The 18,782-nt window shown below is 62.0% G+C and carries 16 protein-coding genes; 6 read left to right on the top strand and 10 right to left on the bottom strand.

The annotated features are described in order from the left end of the window. The first annotated feature begins 85 nt into the window (after window positions 1-85). Both AC0ZZU_RS06335 and AC0ZZU_RS06330 read left to right on the top strand, forming a co-directional pair. Window positions 86-1,135: an ABC transporter substrate-binding protein gene (locus AC0ZZU_RS06335; protein ID WP_476339664.1), complete on the top strand. Its 1,050-nt coding sequence runs from the start codon at window positions 86-88 to the stop codon at window positions 1,133-1,135. Window positions 1,136-1,149: 14 nt separating this feature from the next. After that, complete coding sequence (locus AC0ZZU_RS06330) at window positions 1,150-2,883, top strand: GMC family oxidoreductase (RefSeq protein ID WP_476339663.1); 1,734 nt, start codon at window positions 1,150-1,152, stop codon at window positions 2,881-2,883. A 35-nt stretch (window positions 2,884-2,918) separates the two neighbouring features. On the opposite strand, the gene AC0ZZU_RS06325 is transcribed toward AC0ZZU_RS06330, so the two are convergent. Further along, window positions 2,919-4,346: an aldehyde dehydrogenase family protein gene (locus tag AC0ZZU_RS06325; protein ID WP_476339662.1), complete on the bottom strand. Its 1,428-nt coding sequence runs from the start codon at window positions 4,344-4,346 to the stop codon at window positions 2,919-2,921. A gap of 139 nt (window positions 4,347-4,485) precedes the next feature. On the opposite strand from AC0ZZU_RS06325, the gene AC0ZZU_RS06320 reads away from it, so the two are divergent. The 4 genes from AC0ZZU_RS06320 to AC0ZZU_RS06305 all read left to right on the top strand — a co-directional run bounded on the left by AC0ZZU_RS06320 (window position 4,486) and on the right by AC0ZZU_RS06305 (window position 8,346). After that, window positions 4,486-5,433: a LysR family transcriptional regulator gene (locus tag AC0ZZU_RS06320; RefSeq protein ID WP_476339661.1), complete on the top strand. Its 948-nt coding sequence runs from the start codon at window positions 4,486-4,488 to the stop codon at window positions 5,431-5,433. Between the two features lie 140 nt (window positions 5,434-5,573). Next, window positions 5,574-6,278 carry an HAD-IA family hydrolase gene (locus tag AC0ZZU_RS06315; RefSeq protein WP_476339660.1) on the top strand — a complete coding sequence of 235 codons (705 nt, stop codon included), beginning with the start codon at window positions 5,574-5,576 and terminating at the stop codon, window positions 6,276-6,278. Window positions 6,279-6,336: 58 nt separating this feature from the next. Next, window positions 6,337-7,620, top strand: a complete 1,284-nt coding sequence (locus AC0ZZU_RS06310; protein ID WP_476339659.1) for an NAD(P)/FAD-dependent oxidoreductase — start codon at window positions 6,337-6,339, stop codon at window positions 7,618-7,620. Between the two features lie 15 nt (window positions 7,621-7,635). After that, a complete protein-coding gene (locus tag AC0ZZU_RS06305; RefSeq protein ID WP_476339658.1) occupies window positions 7,636-8,346 on the top strand; it encodes a cupin domain-containing protein in 711 nt (236 codons plus the stop codon). A 58-nt stretch (window positions 8,347-8,404) separates the two neighbouring features. Here the strand turns inward: AC0ZZU_RS06305 and AC0ZZU_RS06300 are convergent, their stop codons facing one another. The 9 genes from AC0ZZU_RS06300 to AC0ZZU_RS06260 all read right to left on the bottom strand — a co-directional run bounded on the left by AC0ZZU_RS06300 (window position 8,405) and on the right by AC0ZZU_RS06260 (window position 18,724). Further along, entirely contained in the window at window positions 8,405-8,896 is a 492-nt protein-coding gene (locus AC0ZZU_RS06300) for an Lrp/AsnC family transcriptional regulator (protein WP_158458069.1), read from the bottom strand. 38 nt (window positions 8,897-8,934) lie between these two features. Further along, a complete protein-coding gene (locus AC0ZZU_RS06295) occupies window positions 8,935-9,621 on the bottom strand; it encodes an HAD family hydrolase (protein WP_476339657.1) in 687 nt (228 codons plus the stop codon). 97 nt (window positions 9,622-9,718) lie between these two features. Next, on the bottom strand, window positions 9,719-11,008 hold the full coding sequence (gabT, locus tag AC0ZZU_RS06290; protein WP_476339656.1) for a 4-aminobutyrate--2-oxoglutarate transaminase: 1,290 nt from the start codon (window positions 11,006-11,008) through the stop codon (window positions 9,719-9,721). A 267-nt stretch (window positions 11,009-11,275) separates the two neighbouring features. After that, window positions 11,276-12,364 carry an ABC transporter ATP-binding protein gene (locus AC0ZZU_RS06285; RefSeq protein WP_476339655.1) on the bottom strand — a complete coding sequence of 363 codons (1,089 nt, stop codon included), beginning with the start codon at window positions 12,362-12,364 and terminating at the stop codon, window positions 11,276-11,278. Between the two features lie 159 nt (window positions 12,365-12,523). Further along, entirely contained in the window at window positions 12,524-13,984 is a 1,461-nt protein-coding gene (locus tag AC0ZZU_RS06280) for an NAD-dependent succinate-semialdehyde dehydrogenase (RefSeq protein ID WP_476339654.1), read from the bottom strand. Window positions 13,985-14,207: 223 nt separating this feature from the next. Continuing rightward, window positions 14,208-15,002, bottom strand: a complete 795-nt coding sequence (locus AC0ZZU_RS06275) for an ABC transporter permease (RefSeq protein WP_476339653.1) — start codon at window positions 15,000-15,002, stop codon at window positions 14,208-14,210. Next, a complete protein-coding gene (locus AC0ZZU_RS06270) occupies window positions 15,003-15,932 on the bottom strand; it encodes an ABC transporter permease (RefSeq protein ID WP_476339652.1) in 930 nt (309 codons plus the stop codon). A 322-nt stretch (window positions 15,933-16,254) separates the two neighbouring features. After that, on the bottom strand, window positions 16,255-17,307 hold the full coding sequence (locus AC0ZZU_RS06265; RefSeq protein WP_476339651.1) for an ABC transporter substrate-binding protein: 1,053 nt from the start codon (window positions 17,305-17,307) through the stop codon (window positions 16,255-16,257). A 316-nt stretch (window positions 17,308-17,623) separates the two neighbouring features. Further along, window positions 17,624-18,724 (bottom strand): LLM class flavin-dependent oxidoreductase, encoded by a 1,101-nt coding sequence (locus AC0ZZU_RS06260; RefSeq protein WP_476339650.1) that lies wholly within the window; start codon window positions 18,722-18,724, stop codon window positions 17,624-17,626. Window positions 18,725-18,782 lie beyond the last annotated feature (58 nt).

Below are 18,782 nucleotides of genomic sequence, written 5' to 3'. Positions count from 1 at the left end.
CAAACCTGGGCAACGCGCGCTGGTACTGGGTGTTCAGTCGAGGTTTCAACACTGCCGAAAAAATCCACGTCCAGGATGATTGCCCATGAAAACCTTGTCTGTTGCTCAAGCTTTCGGCTCTGTCATATCCCTGTTGAGCCTTTCGGTGGCGTACGCGATGCCCGCTGTAGCCGATCAGATCACATTCGTTTCCCAAGGGGGCACTTACCAGGAGGCCCAGACCAAGGCCATTCTGGACCCTGCGGCAAAGCTGTTGAACATAACCATCAAACAGGACAGTGCGCCCGACGCCTGGCCGATGGTCAAGGCCCAGGGCGAAGCGAAAAAACCGGTGTGGGACGTGATCGATACTCCGCCGTCCAATTGTGTACGCGGTGGCAACGAAGGGCTTATCGAACCGTTGGACCTGAGCAAGCTGCCGAACGTGCAGAACATGCCTGCTGCCTACCGCACACCGTATTCGGTGGCCTACGAGTTCTATTCGTCGGTCATCGGTTACAACAAGAAGAACCTGAAAAAAGTACCGCAGACCTGGGCCGAGTTCTGGGACGTGAAGAACTTCCCCGGCATGCGTGCCCTGCGCAACGATCCGATGAGTACCCTGGAGGCTGCGCTGTTGTCCGACGGGGTTCCTCGCGACAAGCTCTACCCGTTGGATGTCGATCGCGCCTACAAGCGTCTCGAGCAGATCAAGCCTGACATTGCCGTGTGGTGGACCTCGGGTGGCCAGTCGGCGCAATTGCTCGCCGACGGTGAAGTCGACATGTTGATGATCTGGAACGGCCGCGCCAGCGCCGTGCAGAAGAGCAACCCGGACGTGGGCTTCACCTACAACGACGGTCTGCTGCAGAACACGCAGCTGTGCATCCTGAAGAACGCGCCCAACTACGCCGCTGCGCTGAAGTTCGTCAACGAAGCGGTGTCGCCCGAGTTGCAAGCCAACCTGCCGCTGTATATCGACTACGGTCCAGGTAACCCGGCGGCGTTCGACACGGGGAAGATCACTGCCGAGCGGGCCAAGGAACTGCCAAGTTCGCCAGACAACGCGGCCAGGCAAGCGCTGATGTCGGAAGAGTGGTGGGCATCGGCCGAGGGGATTGCCGCCAAGGATCGCTGGCTGAAGTTCGTTCAGTAAGGTTGGATACCGGCATGATCGATTATTTGATTCTCGGCGGTGGATCGGCGGGGTGCGTGCTTGCCGCCCGACTTTCGGAAGACCCCGCCAAGCAGGTGTGCCTGATCGAGGCCGGGCGTGATATCTCGGGGCACACCATGCCCCCGGAGATTCGTGCCCGGTACCCAGGACGGGCTTATCTGGATGTCAGCAATATCTGGCACCGCCTGACGGCGTTGATGGGTAATCGCGCCAGTGCCGAGCGGCGCTACGAGCAGGCCCGGATTTTAGGCGGTGGTTCGGCCATCAACGCACTCATGACCAATCGCGGTGCGCCTGCGGATTATGACGAGTGGCAGGCTCTGGGGGCGCAGGGCTGGAGTTGGCAAACCTGCCTGCCGTATTTCCGCAAGCTGGAAAACGACACTGATTTTTCCGCACCGATGGACAATGCGCTGCATGGCTGCGAGGGCCCGTTGAGAATCCGGCGTACCCCATCCGAGCGGCTTTCGCCCTTCGTCAAAGGCGTCATGAAGGTCCTGGGCGGGCGTGGCCTTGCCCACAAGGCGGACCAGAATGGCCCATGGGAGGAGGGCGTGTTCGTCGGGGCCATTGGCGTCAGCGAGCAGGGGGAGCGAATCCCCACATCGGTTTGTTATCTCACCGATGAGGTACGCAAGCGCAAGAACCTGACCATCCGAACTCACTGCGTGGTGGACAGGGTAGTGGTCGAAGCCGGTCGCGCGACAGGTGCCAGGATTATCGGCACCGACGGCGTCGACGAGCTGCTAACGGCGCGTGAAATCATCGTCTGTGCCGGCGCGATCCACAGTCCGGCGTTGTTGCTGCGCAGCGGCATCGGCCCGGCGGATGACCTGGCTGCACTGGGCATCGCCTTGGTGGCGAATCGTCCGGGCGTGGGCGCCAACCTGATGGAGCATCCGTCGATCGCGGTGTCGGCGCTGCTCAACCGCGAAGGCCGTACGGCGTTTCCCGACGAACACCATGAACAGGCCATCGTGCGTTTTTCCTCAGGGCTGGCTGACACGGTGCCGTGTGACATGCATGGCGCAATCCTCTCGCGCTCAGGCTGGCATTCGATTGGTTACCGATTGGGGACGATCTTTTTCTGGGTCAACAAATCCTACTCCAGGGGGCGCGTTCGCCTGACGTCCAGCGATCCCCATGACGAGCCGCAGGTGCGCTTCGACATGCTTTCCGATGCCCGTGATCTCGAACGCCTCAAGCAGGCGCTGCGCTTTGGGGCCCAGACGTTATCGGCCCAGGCGTTGCAGCGCGAGTGCAGCGTGGTGTTTCCATCGAGCTATTCACCGCGCGTGGCCAGGGTTGCGATGCCCGGCTGGATCAATGCATTGCAACGCGGTGCGCTGAGCCTGCTGTTGGACATCGCCGGGCCGCTGCGTGGAATGCTGGTCCATGGGTTGGTGACTCAAGGCATCACCTTGAAAAAGCTGCTCGCCGATGACCAGGCGCTGACCGAGTTCGTGCAGCGCAACGTCGGTGGCACCTGGCACCCGTCAGGCACCTGTCGCATGGGTCGCGTCGACGACGCGCTGGCCGTCACCACGGGTGACGGCCGGGTGATCGGCGTTGAAGGGCTGCGGGTGTGTGACGCCTCGCTGATGCCTTCGATTCCCTGTGCCAACACCAACGTCCCGACCATCATGATCGCCGAGCGGATTGCCGATCTGATCAAGGCTCAGGCGAAGGTGCCGGGCTATGGGGCCAAAGCGCTGGAGAACCTGTAGGACCCGTGTACTGACAAACTCGCAGGCTGGGGGAGTCAGGCTCCCCAGCCAACGATTCCCTTCACTTCCAGAAACGCCTCCAGTCCCCATTCGGCATATTCGCGGCCATTGCCCGATTGCTTGTAGCCACCAAACGGCGCCCCGGAATCCCAGCTCGGATAGTTGATGTAGACGCTGCCAGCGCGCATTTCCAAAGCGACGTCCCGTGCGCGCGTACGGTCCGCCGACTGCACGTAGGCGGCCAGGCCAAACACGCTGTCGTTAGCCATGCTGACCGCTTGCGCGTCACCTTCGTACGCCTGGATGACCAGTACCGGACCGAAGATTTCCTCACGGGCGATGGTCATGTCCTGGGTGACATTGGCGAAAATCGTCGGCTGCACATAGTAGCCGCAGTCAAGATGTCCGGGTCGACCCAGCCCGCCGCACACCAGCTGCGCGCCTTCATCGATACCGAGGCCGATCATCCGCTGGATACTGTCGTACTGGCGTTCGCTTATCACCGGTCCCATGGTCGTGGTGGCTTCACCGGGAGCGCCGACGATGTGTTTTTGCGCGGCGCGGCGGGCAATGTCCACGGCCCGGTCATGCAGCGCGGCGGGCACCAGCATGCGGGTGGGCGCGTTGCATGACTGGCCGCTATTGCCAAAACAACTGTCCACGCCACTGGTTACCGCAGCCTGCAGATCGACGTCGTCGAGCAGAATGTTCGCGGATTTGCCGCCCAGTTCCTGGTGCACACGTTTCACCGTCGGCGCGGCAAGACGCGCGATCTCCGTACCCGCGCGGGTCGAGCCGGTAAACGACACCATGTCCACTTGCGGGTGTGCCGCCAGGGCGGCGCCGACTGTCGGGCCATCGCCATTGATCAGATTGAACACACCCGGAGGCACCCCCGCATCGTGCATGACATCGGCAAACAGCAGGGCATTGACCGGCGCGATTTCGCTCGGCTTGAGAACCATGGTGCAGCCTGCCGCCAGGGCCGGCGCGACTTTGCAGACGATCTGGTTGATCGGCCAGTTCCAGGGGGTAATCAACGCAACCACGCCTACGGGCTCATGGGTGATCAGCGTGGTGCCACGTGATTTCCGGAATTCGAACGTGTCCAGGGTACGCAACAGTTGCTCGAGGTGGCGCTTGCCGATGCCGGCTTGCCAGTCATGGGACAAGCCCTTCGGTGCACCGACTTCCTGAACGATGGCTTCGGCGATTTCGTCGTAGCGCTCCATGAAAACATCCAGCACCTGCTGCAACAGCTGCTTGCGCTGTGCCGGTGAAGTGCTGGCGAATGGTGGAAAGGCACGTCGGGCGGCCATGACAGCGGACTCGACATCGGTCAGGTCACCCATGGCGATTTCGCAGAACGGTTGCTCGGTGGCGGGGTTGATCACTGGCAGGCGCTCGCGGCTGTGGGGCTCCACCCAGCGGCCATCAATGTAGAACTTCAGGGTGTTTTTCATGAAGAGGAGGGTCTCGTCGGGATGAGGGTGGATCAGCGCCGGGCACACATGAATTGCCTGCGCAGCCGCACAACAGGATAGGCGGGGGATTTTGCCCAGAACAATTTACTAATAGTTGTGCCAGGCATAAACTCAGGTCATGTCTAACCTGCGCCGTAAAGTCCCCAGTTCCAGTTCATTGTTCGTCTTCGAAGCGGCGGCCCGGTGTGGCAGCTTCACCCGGGCGGCGGATGAACTGTGTGTCAGCCAGCCGGCTGTGAGCCGTATGTTGTCGCGTCTGGAAGAGCACCTTGGCGTGCAGCTTTTCGAGCGTGTGCGTGGCGGGGCGAGGCTGACTGAAAGTGGCAGCATCTTGTATCGCCGGGTGCAGGAAGGCTTCAGTACCATCGAGTCGGCGATCAGTGAAATCGAAGCACGGGCGACGGGTATGGAGACCGTGACGTTGTCGGTCTCGACTGCGTTCACCACCCATTGGCTGATGCCGCGCATGAGCCGTTTCAACCAGCGGTTCCCCACCGTCGACATGCGCTATCAGTTGATGTCCGGCAAGATCGGCGGCCCCTTGGTAGATGTCGACCTGGGCATGCGTTATCTCGAAGCCGGTAGCCTGAAAGCCACGGATACATTGGTCATCCCCGAAATAACCGTGCCTGTGTGCAACGCCCAGTACTTGGCCGATGTGGTCCAGGCAAAGGGCGGAAGACAGGTGGGGACGCTGATCAGCATGGACAACCAGGAGCGCGGCTGGGCGGCCGCTTTCGAGACGCCGGGACGTGCGGACAATACGCTGGTGTTCTCCGATTATGCCGTCGTGGTGCAGGCCGCATTGCTGGGCCAGGGCATGGCGCTGGGGTGGTTGAACGTGGTGTCGAACTCCTTGTGCAAGGGGGAGCTGGTGCCGGCAGCGGACGCTTTTCGAGTCCACTCCCGACGCTGCTGCCTGGTCGTCCCGGCCAATCGCCCGGTGCGCCCGATCGTTGAAAATGTGCGTGACTGGATCATCGAAGAGATGCGCGAAGACATGCTCAGGATCGACAAGCTTTATCCTCACCTGGGATTGGCTGCGACCCTGGAATCGACCCATTGAGCACGGGTGCGGTTCGTCGAGTAGAAAAACAGTAGGTTATGCCTCTGGTGCAGGGCAAAACAGAATATTGCGCGAGAAGGCGGGCAGATAATGGGCCTGTCCAGTCAGCTTCACCCTACGACTATCTTGCGGAGCGCCCTATGTCTTTCAAGCAGTTCAAAGCCCTGACGTTTGACGTTGTCGGTACCCTGATCGATTTCGAAGCCGGTATTCTCGCCCATGTCCGTGAAGTCGCGGGTGAAGCGGGCAAGGCCTGCAGCGATGACGACATTCTCGCCGCCTATCGCGAAGCCCGCGCCTCCAGCGATTCGGGCTGGTGGCCGGATGACCTGGAGCGTTGCTACCACATCATCGCCTCCAAGCTAGGCCTGCCGGACAACGACGATTATGCCAAGGGCCTGGCGCAGTCGGTGAAGAACTTCCCGGCGTTCCCAGACTCGGTTGAGGCACTCAAGCGCCTGCGCAAGCATTTCAAGCTGGTGGCTACCACCAACTCGCGGATCTGGGCCCTGAACCACATGGCCGAAACCCTCGACCAGCCGTTCGACGTCCGGGTGACCGTCGACGATGTGCGCTTCGAGAAGCCTGATCCGCAGTTCTTCGCCTACACCCGGGGCGTGCTGGCGACCCAGGGCATCCTGTTCGAAGACATCCTGCACGTTGCCCAGAGCCAGTATCACGACATCGGCGTGGCCATGCGCCTGGGGTACCAGACCTGCTGGATCGAGCGGCGTTTTGCCCAGAAAGGCACCGGCGGCACCCTGGAGTCCGAGCGCACCGAGCCGCACTACCACTTCACTTCGCTGGCACAGCTGGCCGACGCGGTCGAGCAAGAATTGGGTTGATTCCCCCGGCGCTCGGGCCTTGGCCGTGAGCGCCAGTCCTTTGAGTCGAGAGGCTGGCATGACTGTTCAGAGCTTATGGGCGGCTACCGCCCAACCCGCGCCTGCGCTGCAATCGCTGGAAGGCGAGCGCCAGTGCGACGTGGTGATCATCGGTGCGGGGTACACCGGCCTCTCGGCAGCCCATCACATCGCCCGCAGCGGCCGCGAGCCACTTATCGTCGAGGCCAATACCCTGGCGTGGGGCGCGAGCGGCCGTAATGGCGGCGTGGTGTCGCCCAAGTTCAGGGTGGGCTTTCCCGCACTCATGTCGCGTTTTGGCCGCGACACGGCGCTGCAGATGTACCGCACCGGTTATGCCGCGGTGGACAGCCTGGTGGAAATGGTCGAAACCCTCGGGCTGACCGGCGCCCACCTGCACATGGGCGGACATATCGCAGCGGCGCACAACGTCCACGCGCTGGGCGGGCTGGAGGCTACCGCTAACTGGATCAAGCGTGAAACCGGCGGCACATCATCACATATGATTTCGGCCGATCAGGTACGGGAGATGACCGGCTCGACGATCTTTTGCGGTGGCTTGCTGACACCCAAGGCCGGCGGGATCCATCCCTTGAACTATGCGCGCGGCATTGCACGGCATCTCGTCGATCAGGACGTCAGGATATTCATCAACAGTCCGGCCCAACAGGTAAGGCGTGAGGGCGATCGAGTCATCGTGCAGACTCCGCAAGGCAGGGTCAGTGCCAAGCAGGTGATCTACGCCACCAACGGTTATTCCGACCAGACCCGTGCCACTGAGACGCTGCATCGGCGGCTGATTCCGTTTCGCAGTGCAATCATTGCCACTGAACCGCTGCCGCCGGACATACTGGCAGCGATCATGCCGGGCGGGCAGGTATGTGGTGACACCAAGCGCATGCTGCGCTGGTTCCGGGTGATCGGCGACCGCCTGATTTTCGGTGGACGGGGCGCGTTTGGCAAAGGCGACTCGCAAAGCGCATTCGATGACTTGCAGCGCAGCATGAACGAGGTCTTCCCGATCCTGCGCGAGCAGAAAATCGCCTATCGCTGGTCGGGCCTGGTGGCGATGACCCTGGATTACCTGCCCCATGCCGGGCAGCTCGACGAGCGCAGCTTCTATGCCATTGGCTATAACGGCGGCGGCGTCGCGATGTCGACGTGGATGGGCAAGCAGCTGGCAGCCATGACAGCAGGCGAGAAGGTCGAGCTGGGCTTGCTCGCAGGCGACCATTTCAATCCCATTCCTCTGCATGCCTTCCGCGCGCCGGGCGTTCGCCTGGCGGCGGGCTGGCAGCAGTTCCTGGATATCATCGGCCGATGAGTGAGTACCCAGCATATGCAACCGATTCTGCATTACTCCCATCCCTGCGCTGACCGCCAGCTGCCCAGCGCCACGCTTGCCCTGCAGGGCGATCCCCTGGCGGCCGGGCGTACTCTTCATTTCCATGACCCATTGCAGGGCTATGCCGCCGGCAGTAGCGTCAGCACGGGCGCTGACCTTTTGATCGAGGCGTTCCCCTGGGTCGAACTGGGTGTGATCGAAGCAGGAGAACTGCGTTTGCAGGGTGAAGGTTTCGACCTGCAGCTCGTGGCAGGGGACTGCTTCGTGGTACCCCGGGGAGTCCGCGTGCACTGGCAGCAGCGCGGGCAGCTGCGCCGAGTGTTCATGGCGTTCCCGGGGCTTTCAGCCGGTACAGAGATGCCCGACGCGCCCCTCAGGATCGATCTGTCCCAGCATCTGGCGCAGTCTGATCCACCCGCTGCCAGCGTGCTGCTGACCGCGACGCCCAGGGCCTGGAGCAAAACCCTGTTCAGCGGTGGCAACCTGCGTATCGGACTGTGGCAATGCGAGGCGTACGCTCGCAAACAGGTCGAGCCGAGTTACAGCGAGTTGATGTATATCCTCGAAGGTGCGGTGACGCTTCAGACTCCGCACGGCGAGAGCCATCATGTACGGGCGGGAGAAACGGTGATCGTTCCCAGAGGCGCCACCAACGCCTGGACCAGCGAAGAGATGGTGCGCAAGGTGTTCTGCATCTTGTCGTGAGGTCTTGAAAATGCGTAGACAGACAACCTGTTGCCGTCCGGGATGGCAACAGGTTTTTTCAGACTGCCCGGACGAGACTGCGCAGCGGCACAGTGCTCTTGACCACCGGCGACTTGATCACGATGTAGCTGAAGTACTTGTCGATGCCGATGTTCTTGTCGAGGATCGACTCCATCAGCTCCTGGTAATGCTGGATGCTGCTGCACAGGAAGCGCACCAGATAGTCGTAGCCGCCGCTGATCAAGTGGCACTCCAGCACTTCGTCGATGTTGCGGATGCTCGATTCGAACTTCACGAAGTCGGCACGCTTATGGTCGGAGAGGGTCATTTCGGTGAACACGGTTACCGAATTTGCGAACTTGGCCAGGTTGACGTGGGCTTCATAGCCGCTGATGTAACCGGCGGCCTCAAGGCGTTTGACGCGTTGCAGGCAAGGGCTGGGCGAGAGTCCAACGGCTTCGGCGAGGCTGACATTGGTCATGCGCCCGTCCTTCTGCAATTGGACCAGGATGTTGATGTCGATACGGTCGAGCTTGGTTGCAGCGTCCATCGATCAGTCCTCGCAAAGTCAAGTCAGGGCCGTCGTACTCAGGCGTGCAATGCCTTTTGATGGGCATGGGCCAGGTCAGCGAGGCTTGCGTATTCACAGCGCTTGCCGTCCATTGCCTGAGGCGAATGGTTCCACGGCTGGTCATGGCCGCGACGGAGTGTGCAGACCGGAAAATCCACCCGCTCATTCCACGGGTCATCGCTTTCCGTGCTGCGCACGGGTAACAGTTGCGAACGCTCCAGTCCCAGGCGATGCAGCTCGCTCTCCAGGCTGTTGTGCCAGTCCTCGTCGCGGGGTTCGACAATCGCATCGAATTCGACCGGTAGACGACGGGACAGGGCCATCACATCGATACCCTGAGGTGGGGCGATCAGTATCAAACGGTAGAACTTGCCCAGGTACTGAAGGGCACCTGGAGCATCTTCGTAAATGGGCCACAGGGATGAAGAGCTACTGAAGGCCACACTTTCATCCCAGCCTGCAATGGTGTGCAATTGTTGCGCCACACGTTGGTAGAGCTGGCCGTGAAAAGCGGCTGCGCTCATCTGCGGCGCGCTGCCGGCGAGCTCTTGAGCTACCTGTCGGTAGGTACTGAGCAACTGCGCATCGCTGGTACTGGACTCACTCTGCACTGCCAGTGGTCGCAGGCCTTCGAGAATGCCCCGTTCGCGGTCAACCAACGTGCCGAAGGACAGGCCCAACGCCTTGTAATGGGTGACTCTCATGAATTGCTCCTGAGTACGCCGTGCCGGTTGCAGCATGATTCAGCCGAAGGCCCGACACTGCCGGGACAGGTCGGGCCGGGTATTACCGAGCTCGTGTTCAGCAGGCTGCCGCCAATGCTCTGTCGAGCATCTGCAAGGCTTCCGCCACTTGCTCCCGTGTGGTCACCAGCGGGGCGAGGAAGCGCACCACATTGCGATGGACGCCGCACTTGATGACCAGCAAACCTGCCTGCCGGGCCTCATCGATGACCTTTTGCGCCAACGCTGCGTCGGGGCTTTGCGCGGCATCGTCGGCGACCATCTCGATCGCTTGCATGAAGCCCAGACCACGCACGTCACCGATTCGCGGGTAACGTTCCTGCAGGGCCAGCAGGCCTTCATGCAGTTGTGTCGCCAGTCTCTCGCCTTGTGCCAGCAGATCCTGCTCTTCGAACAGGTCGAGCACGGCCAGCGCGGCGGCACACGCAACGGCGTTGCCGCCATAGGTCCCGCCCAGGCCGCCCGGGGTAGGTGCATCCATGATTTCGGCGCGTCCGACCACACCGGACAGCGGCATGCCACCGGCCAGGCTCTTGGCGACGGTCACCAGGTCAGGCTGGATGTCGGCGTGCTGGTAACCGAACATCGTGCCAGTACGACCGAAACCGGCCTGGATTTCATCGAGGATCAGCACAATGCCGTGCTGGGTACAGCGGGCGCGCAGGGCCTGCAGGAATTCCCTGGGGGCGGCGAGGAAACCGCCATCGCCCTGGACCGGCTCGATGATGATCGCGGCAACACGGTCCGGCGCCACGTCGGTGGCGAACAGCTCATCCAGCTCGGCCAGTGCATTGTCGCTGCTGACACCCCGATAGGCGTTGGGGTAGGTGGCGTGATAGATGTCGGCGGGGAAGGGGCCGAAGTTCTGTTTGTAGGGCTGGCTCATGCCCGTCAGGGTCACGCCGAGCAGGGTCCGACCGTGGAAGCCGCCCCGGAAGGAGATCACCGCTGTGCGGTTGGTGTAGCCCCGCGCGATCTTCACTGCGTTCTCGACCGCTTCCGCGCCGGAGGTGAACAGCACGCTCTTGTAGTGTTCGGTACCGCCGACCAGTTTGTTCAGGCGAGCCGCCACCTGGATGTAGTTCTCGTAGGCCACGACTTGGAAACTCGCGTGGGAGATCTCGCCGACCTGGCGACGCACTGCCTCGACCACCTTTGGATGATTGTGACCCACGTTCAGGACGCCGATACCCCCGACGAAGTCCAGGTAGCGCTTGCCATCGGCATCCCACAGCTCGGCTCCTTCAGCCCGTGCCGCGACGATCGGGTGGGCGGTGGCGATACCACGGGGTACGTGTTGTTCGCGCAGGGCCAGCAGGCGTTGGTTTTCAGTAAGTGCGGAATTCATCTCGATCTCCGTGAGCGCCGAAGGTGGCGGCTGATGACATCAGGATAAGGACTGGCCGTAGCCACAAGCGCTGAACTTGGCGTGTCGGGCGCTGTGATCGACTGTTTTGCAGGTGTGTTGCGGAATAATTCGCTGTGCAGGGATGAAGGCTTGTGCGGGGTAGAAACGCCATCGGCCTGTGGCAGTACGGTCTGGCGGCGAAGAGTCAGATATCGCTATCGCCAAAAGCCGTGCTGCTACAGGCCGATGTGTTCCGGATCGGGTCGATCAAGCCACGGCGCGTGGCACGACAATGGTGTCTTCCGGATGAAGGCGCATCATCATGGGCGCGCCAATCGGCGGCAGGCTGAGGTTGCCTTCATGATGGCTGGGTTGGCGCAGGCTGACAGTCGGCCCGCCTTCGAGGTCGACGAAGACCTTGAGGCTTTCGCCCTGGAAGACGATGTCGGAGACCCGGCCACGCAGACGGTTCCATTCCGGACCCGAGCTCGCGTTGTCCAGGAGCAGTTTTTCCGATTGCAGGGCCAGGAACACGTCCCCCGACGCCGGGACCGGGCGGGTCGTGCGCAAGGTCGTGGTACCCAGGCTCAAGGCGTTGCCAGAGCCGCGCTGCAGAGGCACCAGCGTACTTTCGCCTATGAAGCTGGCAACGAAATCGTCAGCCGGGTGATCGTGCAAGCGGCGCGGGGTATCGACCTGCACCAGCTGTCCGCCGCGCATGATCGCAATGCGGTCACTCATGGTCAGGGCTTCGCGCTGATCGTGGGTCACGTAGATCATCGTGGCACCCAGGCGCTTGTGCAGGGCGCGCAGCTCGATCTGCATGATTTCGCGCAATTGCTTGTCCAGTGCCGAAAGGGGCTCATCCATCAGAATGAGCTTGGGCTCGAAGACGATCGCGCGGGCCAGGGCCACACGCTGACGCTGCCCGCCAGACAGCGCCGCGATGTTGCGGTTTTCGTAACCGGATAGCTCGACGGTCGCCAGGGCGCTCTTGACCCGGTCGCGGCTCTTGGTGGCACTTTCGCCACGGGCGCGCAGCGGAAAAGCCACGTTCTCGCCGACGGTCATGTGCGGAAACAGAGCGTAGTTCTGAAATACCACGCCGATTTCACGCTTGTGCGGTGGCATCAGGGTAACGTCGCGCGCACCAAACAGGATGCTCCCGGAACTGACCCGGATAAAACCACCCAGAATGCTCAGCAACGTGGTCTTGCCCGAGCCTGATGGGCCGAGCAACGACATGAATTCCCCGGCTTCGACCTTGAGGTCCACGTTGTTCAAAGCCTTGAGGCTGCCGTAGTGCTTGCACACCTTGTTAACGCTGACCGATTCAAAACCTTCAGTGAAATTCATGACGCGTCGTCCTCTGTAAAACCAGGGATTGCCCGATAAGTCTGCTTGTTATCTGAACACAGGCGCAGGCCTGATCCGTGCCGTTTTGGCGTGCCGGACCAACAGGATCTGCTGTCCGGCGTGGGAAGAGGGCTACAGGCTGCTTTGCGCCGCCGTCGATCAGCCCAGGCCGCCGATGTGCCAGGCCTTCACCTCGAGAAATTCATCCAGGCCATACTTGGAACCTTCGCGGCCGGTACCCGACTGCTTCATGCCGCCGAAGGGCGCCACTTCCATGGAGATGATCCCCGTATTGAGGCCGACCATGCCGAACTCCAGGCGCTCTCCCACACGCCAGGCGCGGCGCATGTCCTGGGTAAAGTAATACGCACCCAGACCATAGGGGGTGGCATTGGCCAGGGCCAGTGCCTCGGCCTCATCCTTGAAGCGGAACAGTGGGGCGACCGGGCCAAAGGTTTCTTCGGTTGCCAGCAGCATGTTGGCGTTGGCATCGCGCAGGACGGTTGGCTGCACGTACAGCCCCTCGCCTGCGGGCGCGCCACCGATCGCGATGCTCGCGCCTTTCTCCAGAGCGTCGTTTATATGACGAGCGACCTTGTCCACGGCGGCGGCATTGATCAGGGGGCCGATGGTGACACCACTGTGCTGGCCGTCACCGACTTTCAGTTCGGCGACGGCAGCACTCAGGCGTTCGGCGAACCGGTCGTAAATGCCGTCCTGCACCAGGATGCGGTTGGCACAGACGCAGGTCTGCCCAGCGTTACGGAATTTGCTCTGCATGACACCGGCGATGGCCAGGTCAAGATCGGCGTCGTCGAACACAATGAACGGCGCGTTGCCGCCCAGCTCCAGGCTCAGGCGCTTGATGGAGGAAGCGCATTGACTCATCAGCAGCTGACCGATCCGAGTGGAGCCGGTGAACGAGAGCTTGCGTACATCCGGGTTGGCGGTCATCTCGCCGCCGACCCCGGCGGGCAGGCCGGTCAACACGTTGAACACGCCCGCCGGGATGCCCGCGCGCTCAGCCAGCACCGCCAGCGCCAACGCAGACAGCGGGGTCATTTCCGAAGGCTTGACCAGTACCGTGCAACCGGCTGCCAGGGCAGGCGCGCATTTGCGGGTGATCATCGCGTTGGGGAAGTTCCATGGCGTGATGGCCGCGACGACACCGATGGGTTGCTTGAGCACCAGGATGCGCCGGTCGGCGGCAGGCGAAGGGATGGTGTCGCCATAGATGCGCCGCGCTTCTTCGGCGAACCACTTGACGAAGCTTGCGCCGTAGGCGATCTCGCCGCGTGACTCAGTCAATGGCTTGCCTTGCTCGGTGGTCATGATCAGCGCCAGGTCTTCCTGGTTTTCCATGATCAGGCCAAACCACACCTCCAGGTAACGTGCACGTTCGGCCGCTGGCACCTCGCGCCAGGTGACGAAGCGCGCCTGGGCTGCCTCGATCGCCCGGCGAGTCTCGACACCTTGTAGAGCCGGGACTCGGGCGATCACGCTGCCGTCAGCGGGGTTGGTCACGTCGATGGTTGCGCCATCATCGGCCTCGATCCAGGCACCGTTGACATAAGCACGTTCGACAAGCAGGGAAGGGTCACGCAGTTGGTCTTTCAACATGATCAGGGCCTTGAGGGTTCAGACGATGGGCCCATTGTAGAAAGCCCCGTTCAGTGGCCGATGCCGAGATGCGGCTGCCCACGGTCATAGATGCTGAAATGCGGTGAATGACGGCAGGCTGTGCTGGGCTTTCCGATCGGTTGCAATACAGCGCCAGACGCAAAAACGCACTTGCCCGCAATCGCGGGCAAGTGTGTCGTTCAGGTCAGGGATGCGTCAGTGACTACTGCTTGTTGCGCCCCGCGACCACCACCAGGATCAGGGACGCCAGAATCAGGATCGAACTGATGGCGGCAATGGTCGGGTCGATCTCGTCTCGCAGCGCCGTGAACATGCGTTTGGTCAGGGTCTGGTTGTCGCCACCGGAGATGAACAGCGCGACCACCGTTTCATCCAGCGAGGTGATGAAGGCGAACAGCGTGGCCGAGACGACGCTCGGCTTGATCTGCGGCAGGGTCACGGCCATGAACGCCCGGAAGCGATTCATGCCCAGGCTGCGCGCCACCATTTCCTGCGACATGTCGAAGTTACGCAGGCCAGCCAGCAGCGCGATGATCACGTAGGGCAGGGCGAGCATGATATGCGCCAGCACCAGCCCGGTCAGCGTGCTGATCAGGCCAATCCGGGCATAGACGAAGAACACCCCGGCGGCGATCAGGATGATCGGCACCATCATCGGCAGCAGCAGGATGATCTGCAGCGTGCGCACGACCTTCAAGCTGGAATTGTTGATGGCGTAAGCGGCCGCCATGCCAATCGGCAGGCTGACGGCCATGGTGAAAAATGCCGTGATCAGGCTGACTCGTGCTGCCGACATCCATTCCGCGCTGTTGAAGAACGCCTCGTACCAATGGAAAGACCATTGCTTGGGCGGGAATTGCAGGAAGCGCGCTTCGGAAAACGACATCGGCACCACGATCAACACCGGGATGATCAGGTACAACAGGATCGCCGCGACCACAAGGGTGAACAGCAGGTGCGACAGGCGAAGGTGACGCAGGTTGGCAAGCAGGTTCATTTAGCGCGCCCCCAGAATGCGTTCGATGGGAATGAAGCGATTGATGCCCCAGAAAATCAGGAACACCACGAACAGCAGCACCAGGCCGACTGCGCTGGCCGCGCCCCAGGCGTGATACAGCTCGACGTTGCGTTGCACCAGCATCGACACCAGGATCGTGCGGCCGCCACCGAGCAGTTCGGGGGTGATGAAGAAGCCCAGGCAGATGACGAACACCAGGATCGAACCGGCCATGACCCCCGGTGCCGCCATTGGCAGGAACACGCGGCGGAAGGTGTAGAAGGGCTTGGCGCCCAGGCTCTCCGAGGCTTGCATGAGGTCCTGGGGAATCTTTTTCATCACCGAGTAGAGCGGCAGGACCATGAATGGCAGCATCACGTGCAGGGTGCCGATTACCGTGCCGGTGGTGTTGTGCATCAGCGTCAGCGGCTGGTCGATGATGCCCAGGTCCATCAGCGTCTGGTTGACCAGGCCCCGGCGTTGCAACAACACCAGCCAGGCATAGGCACGCACCAGCACGCTGGTCCAGAACGGCAGGATCACGCAGATCAGGATCAGATTGGCCCAGAAGCCCTGCAGGCGCGAGGCGGCGTAGGCGATGGGAAAGCCCATCAGGATAGACAGCACCGTGACCAGGAAACTGATCTTGAAGGTGAGGGCGAAGGTGTCCCAGTAAATGGCTTCCTGAAAGATCCGGATGTAGTTGGCCAGGGAAAACCCTTCCTCGGTCTGTACCGACTGAAAGGCCAGCCAGCACAGCGGCATGATCAGCAGCACCACCACCATGACCAGCGCGGGGGTGAGCAGCAAGAGCATCGAGGTGTGTTCCCTGCGTTCTTCACGGGCCAGGGCGTTTTCGCTGGTCAGCGGCGGCTGGTGCTGATGGTCGCTGGAACCAGGTATCGATTTGGCGAGGTAGGTATTGGACATGATGACCTCTCGTCATTGCGCAGGGCTGGAGGGAACCCAGCACCGGCGGGTAGCGCCGGCGGCGGCAATCGTCCTCGCGGACGGCAAGCGGTGCTCGAATAGTGTCATGTGAAGAACTCCCAATGGTGGGCAGGTACTTGAGGCGGGGGCGAGCTGTCTGCACAGGTCACTCTGCGGGACCCTCAGGCCTAATGTACCGGGATGCCACCGGATGAAGCGGGTGGAATTGGCCGGTGCCGAAGTGCTTTATGTCGAAATCGGCGAGGCGGACGGCATGTCCTGCGCCGAGGCGTCTGGCCTGCGGCGCAGCGACAGTCGGAAGTCACTTTTTCTGGACGAAGGCCAGCCAGCGTTCTTCGGCCTTGACCCCGGCTTCCGAAGCCCACCATTGGGCGGAGAGCAGGGCCTGGCGGGAGATGTTGCCGGGAGAGGAAGGCAATCTCGCCTCGCGGTCGGCCGGGATCACGCCAGTCTTGAATGCCTCGGGGTTGAGCGGGCCATAGTCGATGATCATCGGCAGCGCCGCCTGGAGCTTGGCGTCGATGGCTTCGTTGACGAACTTCATCGCCGCCACCTTGTGCGGCGTCCCCTTGAGGATGCACAGCGAGTTGGTTTCCAGCACGCCCTGGTTGTAATCGAACGCCACGGGCGCTCCGGCCTCCTGCACCGCGGTGATACGGCCGTTCCAGGCCTGGATCATGTCCACTTCGCCGTCGCTGATCAGCTGTGCCGACTGCCCGCCGGAGGTCCACCAGGTAGCGATGTCGGGCTTGATCTGCTCGAGCTTCTTGAAGGCGCGTTCCACGTCCAGCGGGTAGAGCTTGTCCATCGGGACGCCGTCCGCCAGCAAGGCTATTTCCAGGGTCGGGCGCGGCAAGTTGCGCAGGGAACGCTGTCCTGGATACTTCTTGGTGTCCCAGAAATCGGCCCAGGTCTTGGGCACGTCCGCGCCTTTGAATGCGTCCGTGCGATACGCCAGCACCGTGGAGTAGCTGATATAGCCGACGCTGTAGTCATCCTTGAGGTTGTCGGGTAGTTGCGCGGCGTTTGGAATCAGGGTCAAGTCGAGTTTCTCGAAAAGCCCTTCGGCTTCGCCGCGGATACAGTCACCGGTGGGCAGGTCGACGACATCCCACGTGACCTTGCCACTCTCGACCTGGGTCTTGATGATCGGGTAAGCCTTTGGCGAACTGTCCTGCTTGAGCGTCAGGCCGAGCTTCTTGGCCGCAGGTTCGAGGATTGCCTTGCTCTGGGCTTCCTGATAGGCACCGCCCTGGGAAACGAATGTGATGTCCTCGGCCATGGCCTGCGTGGCGCCACCGATGAACAGGGCGAGGCTTGCGAGTTTGAAGGCTGAAGTACGCAACGTGCTCATGGAGAGACTCCGAATGGTTGGCAGATTTCTTGGGCGAGCTGTAGGTTTTGTTGTCGGTCGCTCTGCGGGACCATGGAGATCTAATGTACCGGCATGTCCATGAACGAAGCAGCTTCAATTCTGCTGGTGAAAAGCTGTTTATTGCGAAATTCGGAGGGGTTACGGTATTTCGTGCGCCGACCCTTGTACCTGTAGGCGCGGGCTTGCCCGCGATGAGGCCATTGCTGACCCCGCGAGCGTATGGCCCTTGTAGGCAAGGGATCGCGGCAGTTCGACGCCCCGACCCGCCAGCGAAAGGGCCCTCCGAGGCAAAGAATCACGCGCGACGAACGCTCCGCGCAGCCTCCCGCTGCTCCACCAGCCCCCGAATCCGCGGCAGCAACTGCTGCCCATACTCAACCGCATCTCGCAGCTGATCGAACCCACGGAACAGGAACGTCGTAACCCCGAGCTCGTAGTACGCCAACGCCGCTTCAGCCACCTGGTCCGGTGTCCCCACCAGCGCCGTCGAGTTGCCTGCCGCCCCCGTCAACGCGGCGATCTCGGTCCACAACCGGGTGTCATGCACCTTGCGCTGGCTGGCCAGCTCGACCAGTCGTTCGGAGCCTGCGTTGCTGGTACCGACGTTCTTGTCCCGGCGCTTGCCTTGTCGCAACCCGGCATTTGCCCGGGCATCCTCGAGGATACGCTCGGCACGCGCCCAGGCCTCTTGCTCGGTCGCGCCGAGGATCGGCCGCAGCGACAGGCTGAAGCGGATCTCGTGCTCACGACCATACCGCGCCGCCGCCTTGCGCACCTTGGCGATACGCTCGCGAACCTGCTCCAGCGGCTCGCCCCACATCATGTAGACATCGGCATGCCTGGCCGCCACTTCCACCGCTGCATCGGAGGCGCCGGAGAAGTAGATGGGCAGGTGCTGCACCGGCTTGACCAGCGTCAGGTTGTCTTCAACCCGGTAGTGCTCGCCCTGATGCGCGAACGGCTCGGTGCCGGTCCAGGTCTGGCGCATCACCTGCAGGTACTCGTCGGTACGCGCGTAGCGGGCGTCCTTGTCGAGGTAATCGCCGTCGCGCTGCAGATCGCCACTGTCGCCGCCGGTAATCACGTTGATCGAGGCGCGGCCGCGGCTGAGCTGGTCCAGAGTGGCAAACTGGCGCGCCGCGAAGGTGGGTGCCTGGAACCCTGGGCGGCGGGCCACCAGCAAGCCGATGCGCTCGGTCAGCGCAGCGACGTAGCTGGCGAGGATCATCGAGTCCGGTGCGCTGGTGTTGACCGCCAGCAGGGCCTTGTCGAAGCCGCCGTATTCCTGGGCCTGGGCAAAGGCCTTGATGAACTCCAGGTCGACCAGAGGGCCGCGTGGGGCCTGGGATTCGCTGCCTTCCTGTGGGCCGATAAGGCCGATGAATTCGAGACTCATGGGGGACTGTTCCTTGTGTGAGGCGGGCGAGCGGCCATGGACCCACGGGCCCAGGCTG

This window comes from Pseudomonas sp. JE3303, from assembly GCF_056312565.1.
Note: the sequence above shows the minus strand (reverse complement) of the source record. Positions and strands in the feature narration are given on the sequence as shown.

Bases quoted from the DNA above. Each gene is read 5' to 3' on its own strand.
- AC0ZZU_RS06335 (WP_476339664.1), top strand. From the start codon at position 86: ATGAAAACCTTGTCTGTTGCTCAAGCTTTCGGCTCTGTCATATCCCTG.
- AC0ZZU_RS06330 (WP_476339663.1), top strand. From the start codon at position 1,150: ATGATCGATTATTTGATTCTCGGCGGTGGATCGGCGGGGTGCGTGCTT.
- AC0ZZU_RS06325 (WP_476339662.1), bottom strand. From the start codon at position 4,346: ATGAAAAACACCCTGAAGTTCTACATTGATGGCCGCTGGGTGGAGCCC.
- AC0ZZU_RS06320 (WP_476339661.1), top strand. From the start codon at position 4,486: ATGTCTAACCTGCGCCGTAAAGTCCCCAGTTCCAGTTCATTGTTCGTC.
- AC0ZZU_RS06315 (WP_476339660.1), top strand. From the start codon at position 5,574: ATGTCTTTCAAGCAGTTCAAAGCCCTGACGTTTGACGTTGTCGGTACC.
- AC0ZZU_RS06310 (WP_476339659.1), top strand. From the start codon at position 6,337: ATGACTGTTCAGAGCTTATGGGCGGCTACCGCCCAACCCGCGCCTGCG.
- AC0ZZU_RS06305 (WP_476339658.1), top strand. From the start codon at position 7,636: ATGCAACCGATTCTGCATTACTCCCATCCCTGCGCTGACCGCCAGCTG.
- AC0ZZU_RS06300 (WP_158458069.1), bottom strand. From the start codon at position 8,896: ATGGACGCTGCAACCAAGCTCGACCGTATCGACATCAACATCCTGGTC.
- AC0ZZU_RS06295 (WP_476339657.1), bottom strand. From the start codon at position 9,621: ATGAGAGTCACCCATTACAAGGCGTTGGGCCTGTCCTTCGGCACGTTG.
- gabT (WP_476339656.1), bottom strand. From the start codon at position 11,008: ATGAATTCCGCACTTACTGAAAACCAACGCCTGCTGGCCCTGCGCGAA.
- AC0ZZU_RS06285 (WP_476339655.1), bottom strand. From the start codon at position 12,364: ATGAATTTCACTGAAGGTTTTGAATCGGTCAGCGTTAACAAGGTGTGC.
- AC0ZZU_RS06280 (WP_476339654.1), bottom strand. From the start codon at position 13,984: ATGTTGAAAGACCAACTGCGTGACCCTTCCCTGCTTGTCGAACGTGCT.
- AC0ZZU_RS06275 (WP_476339653.1), bottom strand. From the start codon at position 15,002: ATGAACCTGCTTGCCAACCTGCGTCACCTTCGCCTGTCGCACCTGCTG.
- AC0ZZU_RS06270 (WP_476339652.1), bottom strand. From the start codon at position 15,932: ATGTCCAATACCTACCTCGCCAAATCGATACCTGGTTCCAGCGACCAT.
- AC0ZZU_RS06265 (WP_476339651.1), bottom strand. From the start codon at position 17,307: ATGAGCACGTTGCGTACTTCAGCCTTCAAACTCGCAAGCCTCGCCCTG.
- AC0ZZU_RS06260 (WP_476339650.1), bottom strand. From the start codon at position 18,724: ATGAGTCTCGAATTCATCGGCCTTATCGGCCCACAGGAAGGCAGCGAA.